The organism is Bacillus cereus group sp. MYBK14-1 (assembly GCF_051916885.1).
GTDB classification, from domain to species: domain Bacteria; phylum Bacillota; class Bacilli; order Bacillales; family Bacillaceae_G; genus Bacillus_A; species Bacillus_A cereus.
Genome location: NZ_JBQAHM010000001.1, coordinates 663,729 through 682,610, shown reverse-complemented (window position 1 = coordinate 682,610; position 18,882 = coordinate 663,729). Strand labels below are relative to the sequence as shown.

The window sequence follows — 18,882 nt, the reverse complement described above, 5'->3', positions numbered from 1 at the left end:
CTTACAAATTTTAGCGTGTTATATGGTATAGTGAGAAAGTATGTTTGGGGAGAAGGAAGGAGATTATACGATGAATACAACTACTCAAACTCCTTCATTATCGGAAACGATGAAAGAGTGGCATTATGCATTAGCATATGAAATTAAACATTGGAAAACGATAGGTGGTAGTAAAATTTCTATCATGAATGGTCGTTTTTTATATACAGATTATGAAAGTACAGTATACGTATTTCAGCTTATTTCGGAAGTAAGCTTACCTGAAGGTTCACCGATTCGAATTGAGTTCGATGGTGAGGAAGCGACAGGAGAAGTATTATCTGTACATGGATTAGAAATAGAACTGAAATTAAATGATTATATACAAGGTGAAATAAGAGAAGCGGTTTTATACAGTGAACCGTGGCAACTTTTAGAGCAACTGCAAGAGCGATTGAAAGAAGCACGTAAAGATAAGCTGAAACGTAATCGTATAAAGCGTCTTGTTGATGGGACGAGCAGTCCGAAACATATTGAGAAGATGAAAAATCCAAAAAATGAACTGGCATATCGCGCGTTTTATAATCCGACAACGTACGTATGGGGACCGCCGGGAACAGGGAAGTCTTACAATTTATCACGTATTATTTCGGCCCATTATCAAAAAGGAAAATCGGTACTTGTGTTAGCTCATAGTAACGCGGCAGTAGACGTATTAATGAGTGAAGTAACGAAGCAAATTGAGAAGAAAAAGAAATGGACGCCTGGCGAAATTGTTCGTTACGGTTATAGTCAACATGAACATATACGAAATCATGAAACGTTACTTGCATCTAAGTTAGTTGAAACGACGAACGGATCATGGGGTGAGGAAAGACTCTACTTGGAAGAAACACGCCAAGAGCTTCGTGAAAAAATCTTATCGTATAAGGCAACGTCCTCTGATAAGAAGCGTATGCAGGAGATTGAAAGTGATCTTCGAAAGCAAAAGGCTAAAATTAAAGAAGTAGAAAAAGAATATATTGAAAATGCGAAAGTAATCGGCGCAACTTTATCGAAATGTGCCATTGATGCGCTAATTTATGAGCGTACATTTGATTTAGTTGTCGTAGATGAGGTGAGTATGGCGTTCGTTCCGCAAATTGCATTAGCTGCTTCACTTGGAAAACGTATCGTCGTTTGCGGTGACTTTTTACAGTTACCTCCAATTGCGATGGCAAATCATGAACTCGTTCGCAAATGGCTTGGGGAAGATATGTTTTACCATGCTGGGATTGTTGAGTCTGTTAATAAATCAGAAGCACACCCAAACCTATTTATGTTGCAGGAACAAAGACGTATGCATGCGGATATATCGAAGTTTACGAATTCGTTTATTTATAAAAATAGAGTATACGATCATCCGTCTGTTTCAGAGCGTAAAGAACTTGCGCAATTGCAGCCGTTTGCAAATGAAGCGAGTGTTTTATTTGATACGAGCCAAATGGGAGCTTTTTCGTTAAAAGATGCTGCTTCTGGTTCACGTTTTAACATTATGTCTGGTTTAGTAGCAATGCAAATGATGTTAATCGGATTGTTAGACGGTGTTCAATCAATTGGTATTGTGACACCTTACAGGGCGCAGTCACGCTTTTTATCGACGTGTATTAGAGAAATGTTGCAGAGAACGAAATATCAAAACATACCAGTTTTAGCGGCGACAGTTCATAAGTTCCAAGGTTCTGAAAGAGATATGATGATCTTTGATACGGTTGACAGTTATCCGCAAGAACGACCTGGCGTATTATTCTTTGACCATAAAAACCATCGCCTCGTCAATGTAGCAGTGACAAGGGCGAGAGGGAAGTTCATTCAATTATCAGATTGCCATTATATGCGTAAAAACCTTTCGAGAAAACAAGCGTTATCACAATTAACAGCTCATATAGAACGTCACGGAGATGTGTATGATCGCACGACATCAAGACAATTGTGGGAACGAAAAATATCGAAACGTTTACGCTGGTTTATGGAAATGAATCTTGAGGAAACGAAAGGGCTATTAAAAGATATTTTAGCAGCAAAACGAAAAATTATTATTTCACTTCCAAGTACAAAACAAGTGGATAAGCGAGTATGGCAAGCGTTAATGCGTACAAATGCGCAAATAACAGTGTATAGTGACGGACCAGTTCCACTGAAAAATGTAAAGTTACAAAGACAAAATAAAGCATTCCCGTTCCTAGTAATCGATGATGAAATCTTCTGGGCAGGCGCACCGCTTACATCTCAAATGATGTTTGAAGGTAGTACGGAATTTCCGTACGTATGTGCAAGACTGCAAGCACCTGAGACAATTGGTGTATTAAAAGGATTTTTAGATATTCGGTAAATTCGGATAGGAATTCCTTGACTTTTACTTGGAATGAACTTAGAATAAAAAATAATTTAATATAATTTTATGAAAATTCTTATCACGAGAGGTGGAGGGACTGGCCCTATGATACCTCGGCAGCGGATTCGTTATGAATACTGTGCCAATTCCAGCAAGGTAACTTGAAAGATAAGAAAGAAGCTCATTTTGACTGTATATACAGAAGCCTCTTTCTATCTTTTAGAAAGAGGCTTTTTTACGTGAAAATAAAAGGAGGAAGAAAAATGGGAGCGACAGGAGTAGCGTCACAAAGAAAAACAATTGAAGAGAGTATCGAAAGAAATAAGGAAAAGTACATAGAAACAAGTCATGATATTCATGCGAATCCGGAGATTGGAAACCAAGAGTTTTACGCATCAAGAACGTTAAGTTTATTACTAGGTAGTGCGGGGTTTCAGTTGCAGCACAATATAGCTGGACATGAAACGGGATTTATCGCGCGAAAAAGCTCTGGAAAACAAGGACCGGCAATTGCATTTTTAGCGGAGTACGACGCTTTACCAGGACTCGGTCATGCGTGTGGTCACAATTTAATCGGCACAATTAGTGTTGCAGCAGCAATTGCATTATCAGAAACACTTGAAGAAATTGGCGGAGAAGTTGTCGTGTTTGGTACGCCAGCAGAAGAAGGCGGGCCAAATGGTAGCGCGAAATCAAGTTATGTAAAGGCAGGTTTATTTAAAGACATTGATGCGGCGCTTATGATTCATCCGAGCGGAAAAACAGCGACAACGAGTCCTTCACTAGCAGTCGATCCACTTGATTTTCATTTTTACGGAAAAACAGCTCACGCTGCAGCTTCGCCAGAAGAAGGGATTAACGCATTAGATGCGGTTATTCAGCTCTATAACGGTATTAATGCACTTCGCCAACAACTTCCGTCAGACGTGAGAATTCATGGCGTCATTACAGAAGGAGGAAAAGCACCTAACATTATTCCTGACTACGCTGCAGCAAGGTTCTTCATCCGTGCAGCAACGCGAAAAAGATGTGCAGAAGTAACAGAAAAAGTAAAAAATATTGCTGAGGGAGCATCGTTAGCAACAGGTGCAAAAGTAAAAATCCATCAATTCCAAAATGAAATCGATGAATTACTCGTAACAAAAACATATAACGATATCGTAGCGGAAGAACTAGAACTATTAGGTGAAGATGTAAATCGTAAAGAAAGAGTAGGAATCGGTTCAACCGACGCAGGAAACGTAAGTCAAGTCGTACCGACAATTCATCCGTACATTAAAATCGGACCAGATGATTTAATTGCACATACGAATGAATTTAGAGAAGCAGCACGTTCAGAACTTGGAGATAAAGCATTAATTACATCGGCAAAAGCATTAGCAAATACGGCGTATCGATTAATTACGGAAGAAGGGTTGTTAGAGAAGGTGAAGGAGGAGTTTAGAGAGGCGCAGAGGAATCAAGGGTAAGGGGATTAAGGTACTTTTTTCGAATAGCAATCTAAATAATAAGTAGAGATATAAAAAAGAACATTGAAAATCAATGTTCTTTTTTGTTACTAATCATTAATTTTGTTGGATTTTCTCATAAAGGAAAAGCTTTTACTGTTAGCGGAGGATAATACGTATCCTTTATTAGAATGACAATTTCTCCTCAAACTCACTCTTTAAAACAATTAAAGGAGATGACAAGCCAAATTGCATTAAAGAGTCTAAAAATGTAGCGAGAGAATCCATCGAATCGCTCATGACCTTCATCATATAATTAAATTCCCCACTAATTCGGTATAAATCCGTTACTTCAGGAGCGGCATTACAATATTGAATAAAATCAGTACATTGGCTCGTTTTAAACATGATGAATGCTTGAATGTTTTTATTAATTTTTGCAGGCTCAAATTTCGTTCGATAAGCCGCTATAACTCCTTGATCTTCAAGCTTGTTAATACGTTCTTTTACAGCAGGCTGCGTCATGGATATAATTCGTCCTATTTCTGAAACAGAAATTCTCGCATTTTCATACAACAAGTTCATAATTTTATGATCGATTTCATCCAGTTTTACGGCGTTTTGCATTGTGTAGCCTCCTTATTTTTGTTTTATAAAGTAAATTACGAATTATAACTATAATATCATAAGCGAATGGACTAAATTACCTATAAATCTATATTTAAAATGATTGGTGTTTACATGAAAATATAAGTATAGGTTTTTATCAAACGGAAATTTAGGAGGGATGGAAAAAATGAAGAATCTTGATGGGAAAGTAGCGTTAGTAACAGGAGCGAGTCGCGGAATTGGCCGTGCGATTGCGATGAGATTGGCGAAAGATGGAGCATTAGTTGCGATTCACTACGGCCGAAATAAAACAGCTGCAGATGAAACGATTAGTGAGATTGAATCTAATGGAGGAAAAGCGTTCTTAATTGAAGCTGAACTCAATTCAATTGATGGTGTCAAAAAGCTAGTAAAACAGTTAAAGAATGAATTACAAATAAAAGTTGGTACATCAGAGATTGATATTTTAGTAAACAATGCAGGGATAGGTACACAAGGAACGATTGAAAATACGACAGAAGAAGTTTTTGATGAAATTATGTCTGTAAATATTAAGGCACCGTTCTTCTTAATTCAGCAAACATTGCCGTTACTACGAGCAGAGGGGCGTATTATTAACATTTCATCAGCTGAAGTACGACTTGGTTTTACAGGCTCAATTGCATACGGCTTAAGTAAAGGTGCATTAAATACGATGACACTTCCTCTAGCTAAACATCTCGGAGAAAGAGGTATAACAGTGAATACAATTATGCCTGGATATACGAAGACAGATATTAATGCAAAATTGCTAGATGATCCGGAAATACGAAGTTTTGCTACGAATTCATCTGTGTTCGGGCGAATAGGGCAAGTTGAAGATATTGCAGATGCAGTAGCATTCCTTGCTTCTTCTGATAGCCGCTGGGTAACTGGGCAGATTTTAGATGTTTCTGGAGGGTTTTGCTTATAGGGGCACTACTCCATACTCATCAAGCTAATCAAGTAAATTACTAGTTATGAAACGATCCTTGTTTCATAACTAGTAATCTATAGAAAGGTAGGGATGGTAAAGAAGTCTATTAAAACGTGATTTTTTCGCTAGGAAATTTGAATAAAGGGGCTATTTTTCATTATTCGTAATCTAAAATAATCAAATTTTATTTTACAGTACAATAAAACAAAATTATTGACCGCATGGTACAAAAAAGGGTATTCTATTCATGTTATCTTTAAAATGAGAGGAGGATACGATTGAATAAACGCGGCAGACCTCGAGAGTTTGATTATTCCTCAATTGTAGATGTTGCAATGAAAACATTTTGGTTAAGAGGATATGAAGGGTGTTCTACACAAGATTTATGCAGTGATACAGGACTTGGAAAAGGAAGTTTATACAATACTTTCGGTAGTAAACATGAACTGTATAAACAAGTATTAGAACGCTACCATGAAATTGGGATTAGGGAACAAAGGAAATTGTTACATACTCCAATTCCAGTTAAAGAACGATTAAGTAATTTTTTTGAATGGGCATTGAAAGAAGACTTTGAGAATATGGATCAAAAAGGATGTTTATTGATTAATGCCAGTATAGAACGTGCTAAAAACGATTTAATGGTACAAGAAATTTTCTCGAAGCATGTTGAACTTCTTAAACAAGCTATTGAAACAGTGATGGAGGAAGGATTGCAAACAGGTGAAATTTCAAAGAAGCAATCAGCTGAGGAATTAGCTAGTCTGCTTTTAAGCAGTTATTACGGATTCCGTGTTCTTAATGTATCGATGCAAAATCGGATGTTGTCTGAACAAGTTATCAAAGGAACAGTAGAGTCTATTTGTGGCGCTTAGTGCGCTCTTTTTTCGCACTATTTTTGTACCGATCATTACAATAATGAATAAGGAGTGTTTTTATGTCATCGATTATTTATTTATTAGCTTTAGCAATCTTTTGTATGACTACATCAGAATTTATGGTTGCAGGTATGATGAATGAACTTGCTCTTGCATTCCAGGTTCCTGTATCATCTATTGGGTATTTAATTTCAGCTTATGCAGGAGCAATGGTAATAGGAGGCCCCATTTTAACTGCAATCCTCTTACGAATGCGCAGCAAACAAGCATTATTGTTTTTAATGTTCATATTTTTAATTGGTCAATCGCTCGGAGCTATTGCTTGGAACTATGATATTATGATGATTTCACGTATTATAACTGGTATTGCTTCAGCTTCAGCTTTTGGAGTTGCGATTTCCTTTTCTGCGACATTGGTTCACTCTGATTCAAGGGGAAAAGCTGCATCAATTGTACTTGCAGGTTTAATGTTCGCAACTGTATTAGGTTTACCTATAACGACCGTTATTTCGCAATATTTTGGCTGGCGTATTAGTTTTGGGGCTGTTTCTGTTCTTGTGCTAGTATCAGGGATTATGATTCAACGGTTGTTACCATCATCTTCAAATAAAGAGCAATTAAATTGGAAAGATGAACTTCTGCGATTTAAGAATATTCATCTTTGGGCAGCGTACGTAACAAGTATGTTCATTATTGGTGGCACGTTTGCAGCATTTAGCTATTTCACTCCTATCTTTACAAATGTTACAGGATTTTCAAGTGCAAGTATTCCATATTTACTTGCTCTCTATGGTAGTGCGACGGTAATTGGGAATATAATAATTGGCAAGTTCGCTGATAAATTTACAATGAAAATACTTATGGGTGGATTAATTATATTAATCATAGCGTTGTCTTTATTTGCTTTAAGTGCAGAGAATAAATACATTGCAGTGATTTCTACGATTTTTATTGGTTTAACTGGTGTAGCATTGAATCCAGCTATGGTTGCGAGGGTGATGAAAACAGCTAGTAATGGAATAATGATAAATACCGTTCATAGTTCTTTTATTACGCTAGGTATTGTTATTGGTTCGTCACTAGGTGGTCTTGGGATCAGTAAAGGATATGGTTTTGTATCTCCTCTATGGATTGGAGCTTGTTTAGCTATCCTTGGGGTAATTTCGTTATTCCCATATTTACATAAAGGAAAGGCAGATTAAGATGTTTAAAATTTCTTTATATGAGGTACCGCCACATCACCATCAAGCTAATACTTTCATATATCCCTAAATTAAAAAATTCTTTTTCTACAGATAGCTATTCTGAGAAGCCGCTCATTTTTTCGTTTTGGGGGCATTTCTTTTTCTTAAGTTGATGGGTAGTATGGTGATCTCTATTAGACGATAGTGAATTAACAATTTCGGGGTTCAGTTCAACTTTATTCAAAATAAGATTTTTTTGCAGCAAAATCAATGTTAGTGGAACTTTTTTAATCAAACTTTTTTAAAAATTAACATAAATACTTGCAATATTTAAATTAGTACTATATAGTTCTAGTTATGACAAAGATAAAATTAATGAATCAAAAACGTGTGATTGAAGTAGCTGCAACATTATTTTTAGAAAAAGGGTTTGCTTATACAAGTATGGATGAATTAGTACGTGTAAGCAAAGTTTCAAAGTCTAATGTGTATTATCACTTTTCTAATAAGGAAGTATTATTAGAAGGGGTCGTTGATTATTGGATTGAAATGTATCAATCTGCAATTGATGACGTACTTTCTCAGAACCAATTTTTAGTTGAAGATCGTATCCAACTGTTTTTAAAGCAATTATCACAAGGAGTTCAATCGAGAGAGTATAAGGGAAGCTGTCCATTTATTACTCTTTATATTCAAAGTCCTACACAGGCCACGCAAATAAAAGAAAAAATAGGTCTTTTTTTTACAGGATTACAAAAGAAAGTTTCTCTATTACTTAAACAAGGGGTAGAGAATGGAGAATTTAGAAATACGATTAATATTGATGAGGTTGCATCACTTTTTATTACAAATCTTGAAGGAGCGTTATTTATTTCAGAAACATTGAAGGATGCAACTGTAATCACGAAAACAGCAGATCATTTTTTAAAATTGCTTCGATAAAAGAAGCATTTTTTTTACATCAAATTAGTACTAATCAGTACTAAAAGGGGGATTTTATATGAGAACAGTATTTTTAACTGGTGGAACAGGCTTTATTGGAAAACAATTAGTAAAAGAATTAGCCAAAGAGGATGTTAAAATTCTTCTTTTAGTGAGGTCGAAAAATAAAGCAACACGTCTTTTTCAAGAAAGAGGCATCTTAAAAAAGGAAGTTATGCACTTTATTGAAGGTGATTTGACGAAAATAGATTTAGGTCTAAGTGCTGAAGATAAGGAGAGGGTATTGAAAACGGATGTGATTATTCATGCAGGAGGCCCCATGGATATTCAAGCGACAAGTAAAGAGGCAGCTTCCGTATTTTTAAATGGCGCCAAACATATTAGTGAATTAGCTAAAAGTATTCATCAATTGAAGGGTTTGCAACAATTTATTCATGTTGTAGGTTATATGAGTCCTTTTGATGATAAAAATAGCAAGATTGCAATTGATGTGTTTAAAGAAGGAAACAATTATTTGAAAATAAAAAATCCATATGAGAGAACAAAATTTTTAGCAGATCTTTATATCCGTCAGCAGGCATCAGCAGTAGGTTATCCGCTTTCTGTAATTAATCCGCCAACTGTAGTCGGTAGTAGTAAAACAGGGAGTACAGAGCAGATAGCAGGATTAGGTTTGCTTGTGATGAGTATGCGAAGAGGGCTCATGCCAGTGATTCCTGGAGGTAAGGGATATAGGTTACCACTTATTTCAAACGATGAGCTTGCGAAGTTTATTGTGCAGGTTTTCAGATTGGAGCAACCGACTATTCAAACATATACACTTGTTGAAGACAAACAGCACGATCAAAACATTGCTGAATTATTAAGTATTATGTCGGAAAGTATGAATATGAGGGCACCAAAAATCTCTGTTCCAATGCCATTTATGAAAGCAATTATGAATAGTGGAGGAAGTAAAATAACAAAAATTCCTTCTGATGGACTGAATTTTATTACAAAACAAAAATTTTCAAATGTTTCAGCGAAAAAAATTATGGGAGGAGATTGGTTTAAGAAGACGAGTGTAATGAAATTTTTCCCTGCCGTAGTAGCTGATCTGGATTATCGAATGATGTATCAAAATGGCCGGCATAATCATTTATTTAAACGAACATTATGCGATAACACTACCCTTTACCAATTACAAGGAACGGGTAAACCGTTTATTTTATTACATGGTTTATTGAGTGATGGAGAGGATTTATTTCCTTTAGCACAAGAGCTTCATGAAAAAACTGGTCAACCTGTATGGATCTTGGATCTTCCAGGTTTGGGACGGTCTCCTTTTAAACAAGAGAAAAATCTTCTAGATATCTATTTGAATGTAGTGAAAAAGTTATTGGAGAAAGCTACGAATGGTGCGCATCTAATTGGACATTCATTCGGTGCGTTTATTCTTCTGGAAGCATTGGTACAAGAGTACATAGATAAGAAGTATTCAATCACTTTACTTCAGCCACCTGTTGCTAAAAAAAATGCTAAATCGCTAAATGTTCCTCAATTTATGAACAAATGGACATTAAAATTGGCAACTACTAATTTGATAGAGCGTTATTTATTAAGTAATGGTTTGTTTGAAAGTACGGAGAGCATCCCTGAGCATTATATTGAAAAAATAAGTAACAGTTTTACTTCTCCTAGAATTTTAAATACTACGGTTCAGCTTAACAGTTTACTCCTGAAAAACGATCAAGGTGATTTCAATGAAGTAACAAAGTATAATCTTCACATTATTTGGGGGGATTATGACAGAGCCTATTCTGCTCCATCGCATCTTGGTAAGGTTGATTTTGTTCCATATGGCCATCATTTTCCTCTTAGCCATCCGAGTGAAACGGCAACATTAGTAATAAAAAATAGTAATACTAGCAGATGAGAGTGTGGGATAAATAAAAAGTGTGTAGTAAGATCGTTGTGTCTTTGAAATAAAATCGTACTGTTTGGGGTCCCGCCCCATCGCTATCAACTTAAGAATTAATTGTTCCCCAAAACGAAAAAAAGAAACATAGAAGCGAAAAAAACCTGTTTTTCTTTTTGATAAATATATTTATTGGAAAATACTTTGAACTTTCGGGTACAGATGCTCCTTCTATCCTATTATAGAAGCTATTTTGAACGTAAGTAATTTGTAAGGAATAGGTAAGAAAAAAGAGATTTTCATTGTGTAGGATAAAAATATAAGGCGGTGTGAAAGGCGGAACAGATATGACTTATATATGAAAAAACAAACTAGTAATAAGAGTGTTTCAAAGAAAAGAAGTAATTTCTGGGGTTAACATACATGTGGAAGAAAAGGGATTTACCGTTTGTTAAGACAGAATAGCCTTTGTAAAAATAATAATTATGAATATGATTACGAATTTAATTCTGACTTTTTTGTCATTGTTGGAGATGATAGCTGTGTGATTAATACGAAACAGCAAGCAACTAACTTTACAATTTAAATAAAGGAGAGGATGCTTTATGAAAACATGCAGTAAAATTACATGTGCAAGTCTATCACTTTTAATAGCTGGAAGTTCCCTGTTATACATAACACCAGCCTCAATTGTAAAAGCAGAACCCACGCAAAATGTATCTAGTTCGTTACAAACAAGTAATCAAAGCGATCGTACTTCCGTTAAGAAAGCAATACGGGATTCACTCCAACTTGGATACCCTGGAATACTCGCTCAAATTTCTAAGGGTGGTAAAAATTGGAGCTATGCCGCCGGGATAGCGGATCTGAGAACCAAGAAGCCGATGAAAACAGATTTTCGCTTTCGCATTGGCAGTACGACGAAGACATTCATTGCAACAGTTCTACTTCAATTGGCTGGAGAGAACCGCTTGAATCTAGATGACTCCATCGAAAAATGGTTGCCTGGCGTCATTCAAGGAAACGGATATGATGCTAACCAGATTACGATTCGGCAGATATTGAATCATACAAGTGGGATTGCTGAATACTTAAAGTCAAAAGACTATGATATTATGGATACAAAAAAATTATATACGGCTGAAGAATTAGTAAAGATGGGAATTTCTCTTCCACCAGACTTTGCTCCAGGTAAGGGCTGGTCTTATTCAAACACAGGATACGTAATACTGGGTATCCTTATTGAAAAAGTAACTGGAAACAGCTATGCGGAAGAGGTTGAAAATCGGATTGTTGAACCGCTCGAATTGTCGAATACATTCCTACCTGGTAATTCAACTGTTATTCCAGGTACCAAACATGCCCGTGGATATGAAAGATATGACGGAGAAAGTGAGCTAAAAGACGTTACTTATTCTTACCCAGGTAGCTCGGATGGAGATATGATTTCTACTGCTGACGATTTAAACAAATTCTTCTCTTACTTACTCAGTGGCAAATTACTGAAGGAACAGCAACTAAAACAAATGCTTACTACAGTTCCTACAGGAATTGCTGAAATCGGCAGATATGGTCTTGGAATCTATGAAACTAAACTTCCAAACGGTGTCTCGATATGGGGACACGCAGGTGCCTCTCCAGGGTTTTCTACTTTTGCTGGAGGCACACTTGGAGGCAAGCATACATTGGCCATCAATTTGAATGGCCATAAAACTAGTTATAGTCCTTCTGATCCTTTTAAAAATATTTTACTTGCTGAATTTAGCAAGTAGGTAAAAAGGAAAAACAGATAAATCTTTCCATAGTTTTTATAGTTAGAAATATATATTTCTGGTTCGAAAAACTTATTCTAAAAAATTTTTGGAGATTTTGGAATTATGGGGGCAAGCCAATGTTATTAAGCTAATAAAACAAAATAGTCCCTAAAATAAAAAATACGCTATTCTTTCTGTAGAATCATAGAAAAGGATGGCGTATTTTTAAACTTGGGGTTAAAGAAAGTTCTTAAGTTGATGGACATGCAAGAAGCGAATTTTGCACGCTAAGCAAAAAAACAATAAGCTGTCCACATGGACAGCTTATTTACATTATTCTCGTTATTGGAAGTTATTTTTAACTTTTCCTGATCCGAAAGAGTCAATCTTTGTTTTGTTCTTCTAATAGTTGAATAACCGTATCTAATTTTTGTTCAACTGAATCTTGCTTTTTGCGATTGTTAGTATGCCGAATTATACGTATAATTCCCCCGAACACTGCACCGATGATTACTAAAATAATAGCAACTCCCATGTAATAAATAGAGTTTTCTAAAGGCATTATTTAGAATCTCCTTTTTCCCTATTTTACCCTTTAAAAGGATTGATATATTGTTTGATTTTGGTTAATATAATACCCTAATTTTTATAAATTAATATATGTATTATCTTATAAAAAAACTCAGCAGGATTTATTCTGATGAGTTTTTTTGTTTATATAATTTATCAATAATTATTCTTTTTTCTCCGGCTGATAGGAAAGAATAACGACACCTGAACTGGTCGTTCTTGTTTCAATCAGTTTTAAAGCCTTTGTATCGTTTCCAGTTTTAAAGAGATGCTTTCCGTTTCCCACGATAACAGGATTGACCATAAAATGATATTCATCAATGAGGTTGTGTTGCATCAATGTTTGTATAAGCTCACCACTACCATAAATTAAAAGGTTCTGACCGGGCTGTTCCTTCAGTTTCGATATTTCTTCTACAATATTACCCTTGATAAGATTTGCATTCCATTCGGTTTTTTCCAAAGTTGTTGAGGCAACAAATTTAGGCATGCTGTTCATCTTATCAGCAAAACCTTCTTCATCAGTCATAGAAGGCCAGGCAGCTGCAAAACCTTGATAGGTTACTCGCCCTAGTAGAAGAGCTTCACTTTCAAACAGTAAATCGGATTGAAACTTTGCTACTTCTTCATTGAAATATGGAGCAGTCCAAGCTGGTTCCTCCATGACACCATCTAGTGAGAGGTACATCGATACAATTATTTGTCCCATTTTATTCTCCTTTAGTTTTAAATTGAGATTTTTACATATTGGTAACACAATTATTAATTCTTCAGTTAGAGAAATTCTCTTTTTTTAATAGTTTCGACAAAATGTATTTATATATGTTTCGGAATAACTCAATATATATTAATAACTTCGAAATATTGTATAACAGATAATTTTTATGCATCATTGATTAGCATTGCTTATTGTGCTAACGAATCCGGATAGTGTGGCGACCGACTAAATAGTTGCTTATCCTCAATTATTAGAAGGGAAGTTCTATCATTTCGCGAATTTGTTAGACATAGACGAGCGCTATAATTTTCTATATCTACATAAAGAGGTGACTACGCATGAATCAAAGACCGTCAGAAGAAGAATACGCCGGGAGCTCCGGCGAATATATCCGTTTGGTGCCGGACGGTAACATCATCGACATTCTGCTCGCCCAGGAAAAGCAAATGACCGAGCTCCTGGCATCGTTGACCGAAAGCCAGGCCACATATCGGTATGCGGAAGGAAAATGGATGCTGAAAGAAGTCGTGGGCCACATTGCAGACGCGGAACGAGTCATGACCTACCGCCTGCTCCGGTTCGCAAGAGGAGACCAGACGCCTCTGACCGGTTTCGATCAGGAATTGTTCCTGCCTCCTTTCGGAAGCTGGACAACGGCGCAATTGGCCGAAGACTACCGGGCCGTACGGCAATCAACGATCACATTGCTGCGCGGGCTACCGGCGGAGGCGTGGATCCGCAAGGGGACAGCCAACAACCTAAGCATTACGGCGCGCGCCCTCGCGTACGGCATCGCGGGACACGAACTTCATCACATGGGGGTCATCCGAAATCGGTATTTGAGTTAATCGCCGGCTGAGGCCATTGGAATGGAATTAACACCTCTCATACAACCTTAGATACCGTTCTTATTGGGGTCCCGCCCCACAACCATCAACTTAAGGATTTAGACTATTTTTGAAATTAAAAGCACGTTACTATTCTCTTATGTTAATGAGAAAGGATGACGTGCTTTTTATGAATATGCACCAAAAACAAGAGTTATCTTTATTTGCCGAAGAGCTATATCGATTTTTCTCATTTTGGGGTATTTGTTTTTCTTAGATTGAGGGTGATGGGGCACTACTCTATAATGATCAAATTAAAATTTAAAACAGTTATAGAGACTCCATTCCTCAGAAATATTGTAACTATTAAGTTGTAAAAAGAACCATAGTTTTTCATTTTTGAAAAGGTTATGGTCTTTTTTAATTGTAACAAAGATATGATGCGAGGAAGTTTTTTAGATAAATCAAAAAAACTTGATTAATAAGTTGCATATAGAACTCATCTACGTATATACTATAAATATCAAAAAAAGTTGATGAAGGGAAGTGAACTACAGTGGCACAAAATTTTCAGCTCTATGAGAAAAAGTTTAAAGCGTTGGCGGATCAGAAACGCTTAGAAATCATGTATGAACTTTGCCAGCGAGGTCAGACGTGTGTATGTGATTTAACTGAAGTTTTTGAAATGACGCAATCTAAGTTGTCATATCATTTAAAGATTTTATTAGATGCAGGTTTAATTGTAAAAGAAACAAAAGGTACGTGGAGTTATTATGATTTAAATGATGCGGAAGTGAATAATTTATTATCAGAAGAATTGTGCTGTATCTTTAGAAAAACAGGCAAAGGTAGCTGCTGTTAAAATTTTAATTTATTAATCAAAAAAAATTGATTAATGATATATAAAGAGGAGGAATAAGGTATGAGATATGTTCACGTCGGTATAAACGTTACGAATTTAGAGAAGTCTATTGAATTTTATGAAAAGGTATTTGGTGTTTCACCAGTTAAAGTGAAAACGGATTATGCAAAATTTTTATTAGAGACGCCAGGACTTAATTTTACGCTGAACGTACGAGATGAGGTGAAGGGAAATCAGGTAAATCATTTTGGTTTCCAAGTGGATACAGCTGAAGAAATTACATTGCATAAAGAACGATTAGAAAAAGAAGGTTTCTTCGCGCGTGATGAGATGGATACGACTTGTTGCTATGCAGTACAAGATAAGTTTTGGTTAACGGATCCCGATGGTAATGAGTGGGAGTTCTTTTATACAAAAGCAGATAGTAATGTTCACAAAATTGAAGAGTCATCTTGTTGCGCGACTTCAAATGAGGTAGCTAAAAATTCTTGCTGTTAATAGGAGATGGAAAATAAAATGAAACGTTTATCTTTTCTAGACCGCTATTTAACACTATGGATTTTTCTAGCGATGGCTGTTGGGATTGGTTTAGGGTTTGTGTTTCCTAGTGTAGTAGACGGACTAAATACATTACAGGTTGGAACGACGTCTATTCCACTTGCTGTTGGTTTAATTGTAATGATGTATCCACCATTAGCGAAAGTTCGCTATGAGGAAATGGGCCGAGTATTTAAAGATGTAAAAGTGTTAGTTCTATCTTTAGTACAAAATTGGATTATTGGTCCGGTACTTATGTTTGTGTTAGCAATTATTTTTCTTCCTGATAAACCAGAATACATGGTTGGTCTCATTATGATTGGGTTAGCACGTTGTATTGCAATGGTCATTGTTTGGAATGACCTTGCTGATGGGGATAAAGAGTATGCGGCAGGTTTAGTTGCTTTTAATTCGGTATTTCAAATGCTCTTTTTCTCAGTTTATGCATACGTATTTGTAACTGTAATTCCAGAATGGTTAGGGATTGAAGGTGCTATTGTCGATATTACAATGATAGAAGTAGCAAAATCAGTATTTATCTATTTGGGAATTCCTTTTATAGCAGGTATGTTGACACGCTTTGTACTAGTTAAGTTAAAAGGAAGACAGTGGTATGAAAAGGTGTTTATACCTAAAATTAGTCCACTTACATTACTTGCATTGCTATTTACGATCATCGTTATGTTCTCTTTAAAAGGGGAGATGATTGTTAGCGTACCACTAGATGTAGTAAGAATAGCAATTCCATTACTCATTTATTTTATTGTAATGTTTTTTGTTTCTTTCTTTATGGGAAGAAAAATTGGTGCAAACTATCCGGTAACAACAACATTAGCATTTACAGCAGGTAGTAATAACTTTGAGTTAGCAATTGCTGTAGCAGTTGGTGTGTTTGGTATTCATTCGGGCGCAGCATTCGCTGCTGTTATCGGTCCTTTAGTTGAAGTACCTGTCATGATTGCACTTGTAAACGTTGCTTTTTGGTTTAAACGTAAATATTTTAATGATCAATCAGTCTAAATTTAAAAATAAAGGTGGAAAACAACATGGAAAACAAAAAAACAATCTATTTCTTATGTACAGGAAATTCATGCCGAAGCCAAATGGCAGAAGCGTGGGGTAAACAATATTTAGGAGGTAAGTGGAATGTATATTCTGCAGGAATCGAAGCACATGGAGTGAATCCCAATGCGATTAAAGCAATGAATGAAGTGAATATCGATATAACAAATCAAACATCAGATATGATTGATACAAACATTTTAAATAATGCTGATTTAGTCGTTACACTTTGTAGTCATGCGGATTCTGTTTGTCCTTCGACACCTTCGCACGTAAATCGTGTTCACTGGGGATTTGATGACCCGGCAGGAAAAGAATGGTCTGAATTTCAACGTGTTCGCGATGAAATTGGTGAACGTATAAAGCGATTTTCTGAAACAGGGGAATAAATAAAGGAAAGAGTCAATCTTCTATTGTGTTGGAGATTGGCTCTTTTTTATTATGTATTTCATTTACTTATCGCATCGCTTTAAAACTACTCTTAGTAAAAATACAGAATATTATGTAAAAATGGTAAAGTTAGAATAGAACAGTTTAAAAAAGGGGGTGTAACGTATGATCTGTGAACTAAGCAAGGATGATTTTTATAGGTGTAATCGTTTAGTGAATGAACAAGGTCAATTAGAGGTACGTGCTGTAATTGCAGGAGTGAATCCTGGTCGTATATTTGTAGATAACGTGACTTCTCCTAATTCGGGACTCATTTGGTTAGGTAATAATGATGGCTTCTTCTTTATTGGAGATGCTGAAAATGAAGAGTTTAATAAAGAAGTGAATCGTTTTATTAATCATGTAATAGTACCTGAGGCGAGGAAAGTAGGACTAGATTGCTTTGAAGGAATCGGGAATCATTCGAAGTGGAATAAAACAATCGAAAGAATATTTCAGCATCGTAAATTAAAGAGTTGGAATCAAAGAGTGTATATGCTAGGAAAAGAGGATTATGAAAATCATCATGAGCCTAAATTTGAACAGAGATATACTGTACTGAAAATGAGTAAAGCTCTCTATGAAAATAATAATAATACATTTAAGAACATTGATTTTTTACAATCAAAAATTTTAGAGTTTTGGTCTTCACCGGATTCTTTTTTCAATGAGGGGATTGGCTATTGCATTGTTTATGATGATTTAATTGTGAGTGTTTGTTTTTCAGGGTTTGTCTTTGAAAATATACACTGTATAGATATTGAAACGATAGAAGGTCACCAAGGGAGAAAATTAGCTCAAAAGATAGCGCATAGTTTTGTGAAAGATTGTTTGGAGAGTGATATTATTCCATATTGGGACTGTATGGAATTGAACAAGCCTTCTGTTGCAGTTGTAGAAAATGTAGGGTTTACAAATGTATTTAACTATGTGGGATATTATTTTTTATTTGAATAATCTAGGTATACTTTACAATTTACACTTTGAGATTGTCCAATCATTATATATATCTACAATTTAAAAAAGAAAGCATATGAGGTGTGCGAAAATGAAAATACAAATAGTATTGTTTGATGGTTTCGGAGAACTTGTCTCTTTCGCACCGTTTGAGGTACTGAAAAGAGCGATAGAAGAAGGGGCTCAATTTATAGTTGAATTCGTTTCGAGTGAACAAAAGCAGGAAGTTACTACCTCGTTTGGAGTTACAGTTAAACTACATGATTTTTTACGAATGGAGAATCGTCCAGATTTGTTAATTGTACCTGGTGGTGGCTGGAATCATAAAGCAGAGCATGGGGCACGAAAGCAAGCAGAGCTTGGAACTTTGACTAAAATGATTAGCGAGATGTACAATGCAGGAACAATCGTTGCTGGCGTGTGTACAGGGGGTATGCTGTTAGCAGCCTCTGGTATATTGAACGGTCGAAAGGCAACGATGCACTATTTGGCACAGGATGAAATGAGTGAATACGGGGCAGAGCTCCTTCATTACCGAATTGTAGATCAAGACGATGTTATCACTGCAAGAGGAGTCACTTCAGGAGTTGATTTGGGACTTTGGATCACGGAAAGATTCGCAAGTCCTAAAATTGCGGCTGCTGTTGAATACAGAATGGAATATGAGAGGCGAGGTGTTGTTTGGAAGTAATTTGACTTCTTTTTTATCCCGCATTAACGGACAGTAAGACTCCCACCACAAAATTCAGCGAATGGGAGGGAGGGCTGCCCGTAAAAAACAATGGATATGTACTAATAATCAGTGGGGATGACAAAACTCCTACTGATGAAAGTTTCATTTTATAATTTTTCATCTTATTAAAAGTTGATTTGTTAGAAAGGACAATCATTTATTGATAT

The 18,882-nt window shown here is 36.0% G+C and carries 18 protein-coding genes and 1 riboswitch; of the genes, 15 read left to right on the top strand and 3 right to left on the bottom strand.

The genetic code is table 11. From position 1 onward, the window contains the following. Window positions 1-40: 40 nt before the first annotated feature. Together ACTFR3_RS03475 and ACTFR3_RS03470 are read left to right on the top strand one after the other, a co-directional pair. Complete coding sequence (locus ACTFR3_RS03475) at window positions 41-2,350, top strand: AAA domain-containing protein (protein ID WP_002041447.1); 2,310 nt, start codon at window positions 41-43, stop codon at window positions 2,348-2,350. 76 nt (window positions 2,351-2,426) lie between these two features. Continuing rightward, a riboswitch (SAM riboswitch) is annotated at window positions 2,427-2,528 on the top strand. An 88-nt stretch (window positions 2,529-2,616) separates the two neighbouring features. Next, window positions 2,617-3,822: a M20 family metallopeptidase gene (locus ACTFR3_RS03470; protein ID WP_088339074.1), complete on the top strand. Its 1,206-nt coding sequence runs from the start codon at window positions 2,617-2,619 to the stop codon at window positions 3,820-3,822. 165 nt (window positions 3,823-3,987) lie between these two features. Here the strand turns inward: ACTFR3_RS03470 and ACTFR3_RS03465 are convergent, their stop codons facing one another. Continuing rightward, a complete protein-coding gene (locus tag ACTFR3_RS03465) occupies window positions 3,988-4,428 on the bottom strand; it encodes an Lrp/AsnC family transcriptional regulator (RefSeq protein ID WP_006918188.1) in 441 nt (146 codons plus the stop codon). Between the two features lie 169 nt (window positions 4,429-4,597). Here ACTFR3_RS03465 and ACTFR3_RS03460 point away from each other — a divergent pair, with 169 nt between their 5' ends. The 6 genes from ACTFR3_RS03460 (at window position 4,598) to ACTFR3_RS03435 (ending at window position 12,038) form a co-directional block, all read left to right on the top strand. Beyond that, the gene (locus ACTFR3_RS03460) at window positions 4,598-5,362 is read left to right on the top strand and encodes an SDR family oxidoreductase (protein WP_135277768.1); all 765 of its coding nucleotides are present in this window, start codon (window positions 4,598-4,600) and stop codon (window positions 5,360-5,362) included. 281 nt (window positions 5,363-5,643) lie between these two features. Then, on the top strand, window positions 5,644-6,240 hold the full coding sequence (locus tag ACTFR3_RS03455) for a TetR/AcrR family transcriptional regulator (RefSeq protein WP_001042194.1): 597 nt from the start codon (window positions 5,644-5,646) through the stop codon (window positions 6,238-6,240). A gap of 62 nt (window positions 6,241-6,302) precedes the next feature. Then, window positions 6,303-7,445 carry an MFS transporter gene (locus ACTFR3_RS03450; protein WP_006918182.1) on the top strand — a complete coding sequence of 381 codons (1,143 nt, stop codon included), beginning with the start codon at window positions 6,303-6,305 and terminating at the stop codon, window positions 7,443-7,445. A 357-nt stretch (window positions 7,446-7,802) separates the two neighbouring features. Then, the gene (locus ACTFR3_RS03445; protein WP_001072324.1) at window positions 7,803-8,369 is read left to right on the top strand and encodes a TetR/AcrR family transcriptional regulator; all 567 of its coding nucleotides are present in this window, start codon (window positions 7,803-7,805) and stop codon (window positions 8,367-8,369) included. A gap of 58 nt (window positions 8,370-8,427) precedes the next feature. Beyond that, entirely contained in the window at window positions 8,428-10,284 is a 1,857-nt protein-coding gene (locus ACTFR3_RS03440; protein ID WP_322356858.1) for an alpha/beta fold hydrolase, read from the top strand. A 587-nt stretch (window positions 10,285-10,871) separates the two neighbouring features. Further along, window positions 10,872-12,038: a serine hydrolase domain-containing protein gene (locus ACTFR3_RS03435; RefSeq protein WP_000845172.1), complete on the top strand. Its 1,167-nt coding sequence runs from the start codon at window positions 10,872-10,874 to the stop codon at window positions 12,036-12,038. Window positions 12,039-12,402: 364 nt separating this feature from the next. Here ACTFR3_RS03435 and ACTFR3_RS03430 read toward each other — a convergent pair whose 3' ends face one another. Together ACTFR3_RS03430 and ACTFR3_RS03425 are read right to left on the bottom strand one after the other, a co-directional pair. Then, window positions 12,403-12,582 (bottom strand): DUF4083 family protein, encoded by a 180-nt coding sequence (locus ACTFR3_RS03430; protein ID WP_001127750.1) that lies wholly within the window; start codon window positions 12,580-12,582, stop codon window positions 12,403-12,405. A gap of 171 nt (window positions 12,583-12,753) precedes the next feature. Continuing rightward, window positions 12,754-13,299, bottom strand: a complete 546-nt coding sequence (locus tag ACTFR3_RS03425) for a dihydrofolate reductase family protein (protein WP_088339076.1) — start codon at window positions 13,297-13,299, stop codon at window positions 12,754-12,756. Window positions 13,300-13,646: 347 nt separating this feature from the next. On the opposite strand from ACTFR3_RS03425, the gene ACTFR3_RS03420 reads away from it, so the two are divergent. The 7 genes from ACTFR3_RS03420 to ACTFR3_RS03390 all read left to right on the top strand — a co-directional run bounded on the left by ACTFR3_RS03420 (window position 13,647) and on the right by ACTFR3_RS03390 (window position 18,673). After that, the gene (locus ACTFR3_RS03420; RefSeq protein ID WP_078421393.1) at window positions 13,647-14,156 is read left to right on the top strand and encodes a DinB family protein; all 510 of its coding nucleotides are present in this window, start codon (window positions 13,647-13,649) and stop codon (window positions 14,154-14,156) included. 535 nt (window positions 14,157-14,691) lie between these two features. Then, entirely contained in the window at window positions 14,692-14,997 is a 306-nt protein-coding gene (arsR, locus tag ACTFR3_RS03415; protein ID WP_002026021.1) for an arsenical resistance operon transcriptional regulator ArsR, read from the top strand. A gap of 60 nt (window positions 14,998-15,057) precedes the next feature. Then, on the top strand, window positions 15,058-15,495 hold the full coding sequence (locus ACTFR3_RS03410) for an ArsI/CadI family heavy metal resistance metalloenzyme (protein ID WP_088339077.1): 438 nt from the start codon (window positions 15,058-15,060) through the stop codon (window positions 15,493-15,495). 18 nt (window positions 15,496-15,513) lie between these two features. Then, on the top strand, window positions 15,514-16,554 hold the full coding sequence (gene arsB, locus ACTFR3_RS03405) for an ACR3 family arsenite efflux transporter (protein ID WP_048555279.1): 1,041 nt from the start codon (window positions 15,514-15,516) through the stop codon (window positions 16,552-16,554). 26 nt (window positions 16,555-16,580) lie between these two features. Then, a complete protein-coding gene (gene arsC / locus ACTFR3_RS03400; RefSeq protein ID WP_000428364.1) occupies window positions 16,581-16,985 on the top strand; it encodes an arsenate reductase (thioredoxin) in 405 nt (134 codons plus the stop codon). A 166-nt stretch (window positions 16,986-17,151) separates the two neighbouring features. Then, window positions 17,152-17,982: a GNAT family N-acetyltransferase gene (locus ACTFR3_RS03395; RefSeq protein ID WP_088339078.1), complete on the top strand. Its 831-nt coding sequence runs from the start codon at window positions 17,152-17,154 to the stop codon at window positions 17,980-17,982. A gap of 91 nt (window positions 17,983-18,073) precedes the next feature. Further along, window positions 18,074-18,673 carry a DJ-1/PfpI family protein gene (locus tag ACTFR3_RS03390; protein ID WP_017673637.1) on the top strand — a complete coding sequence of 200 codons (600 nt, stop codon included), beginning with the start codon at window positions 18,074-18,076 and terminating at the stop codon, window positions 18,671-18,673. Window positions 18,674-18,882 lie beyond the last annotated feature (209 nt).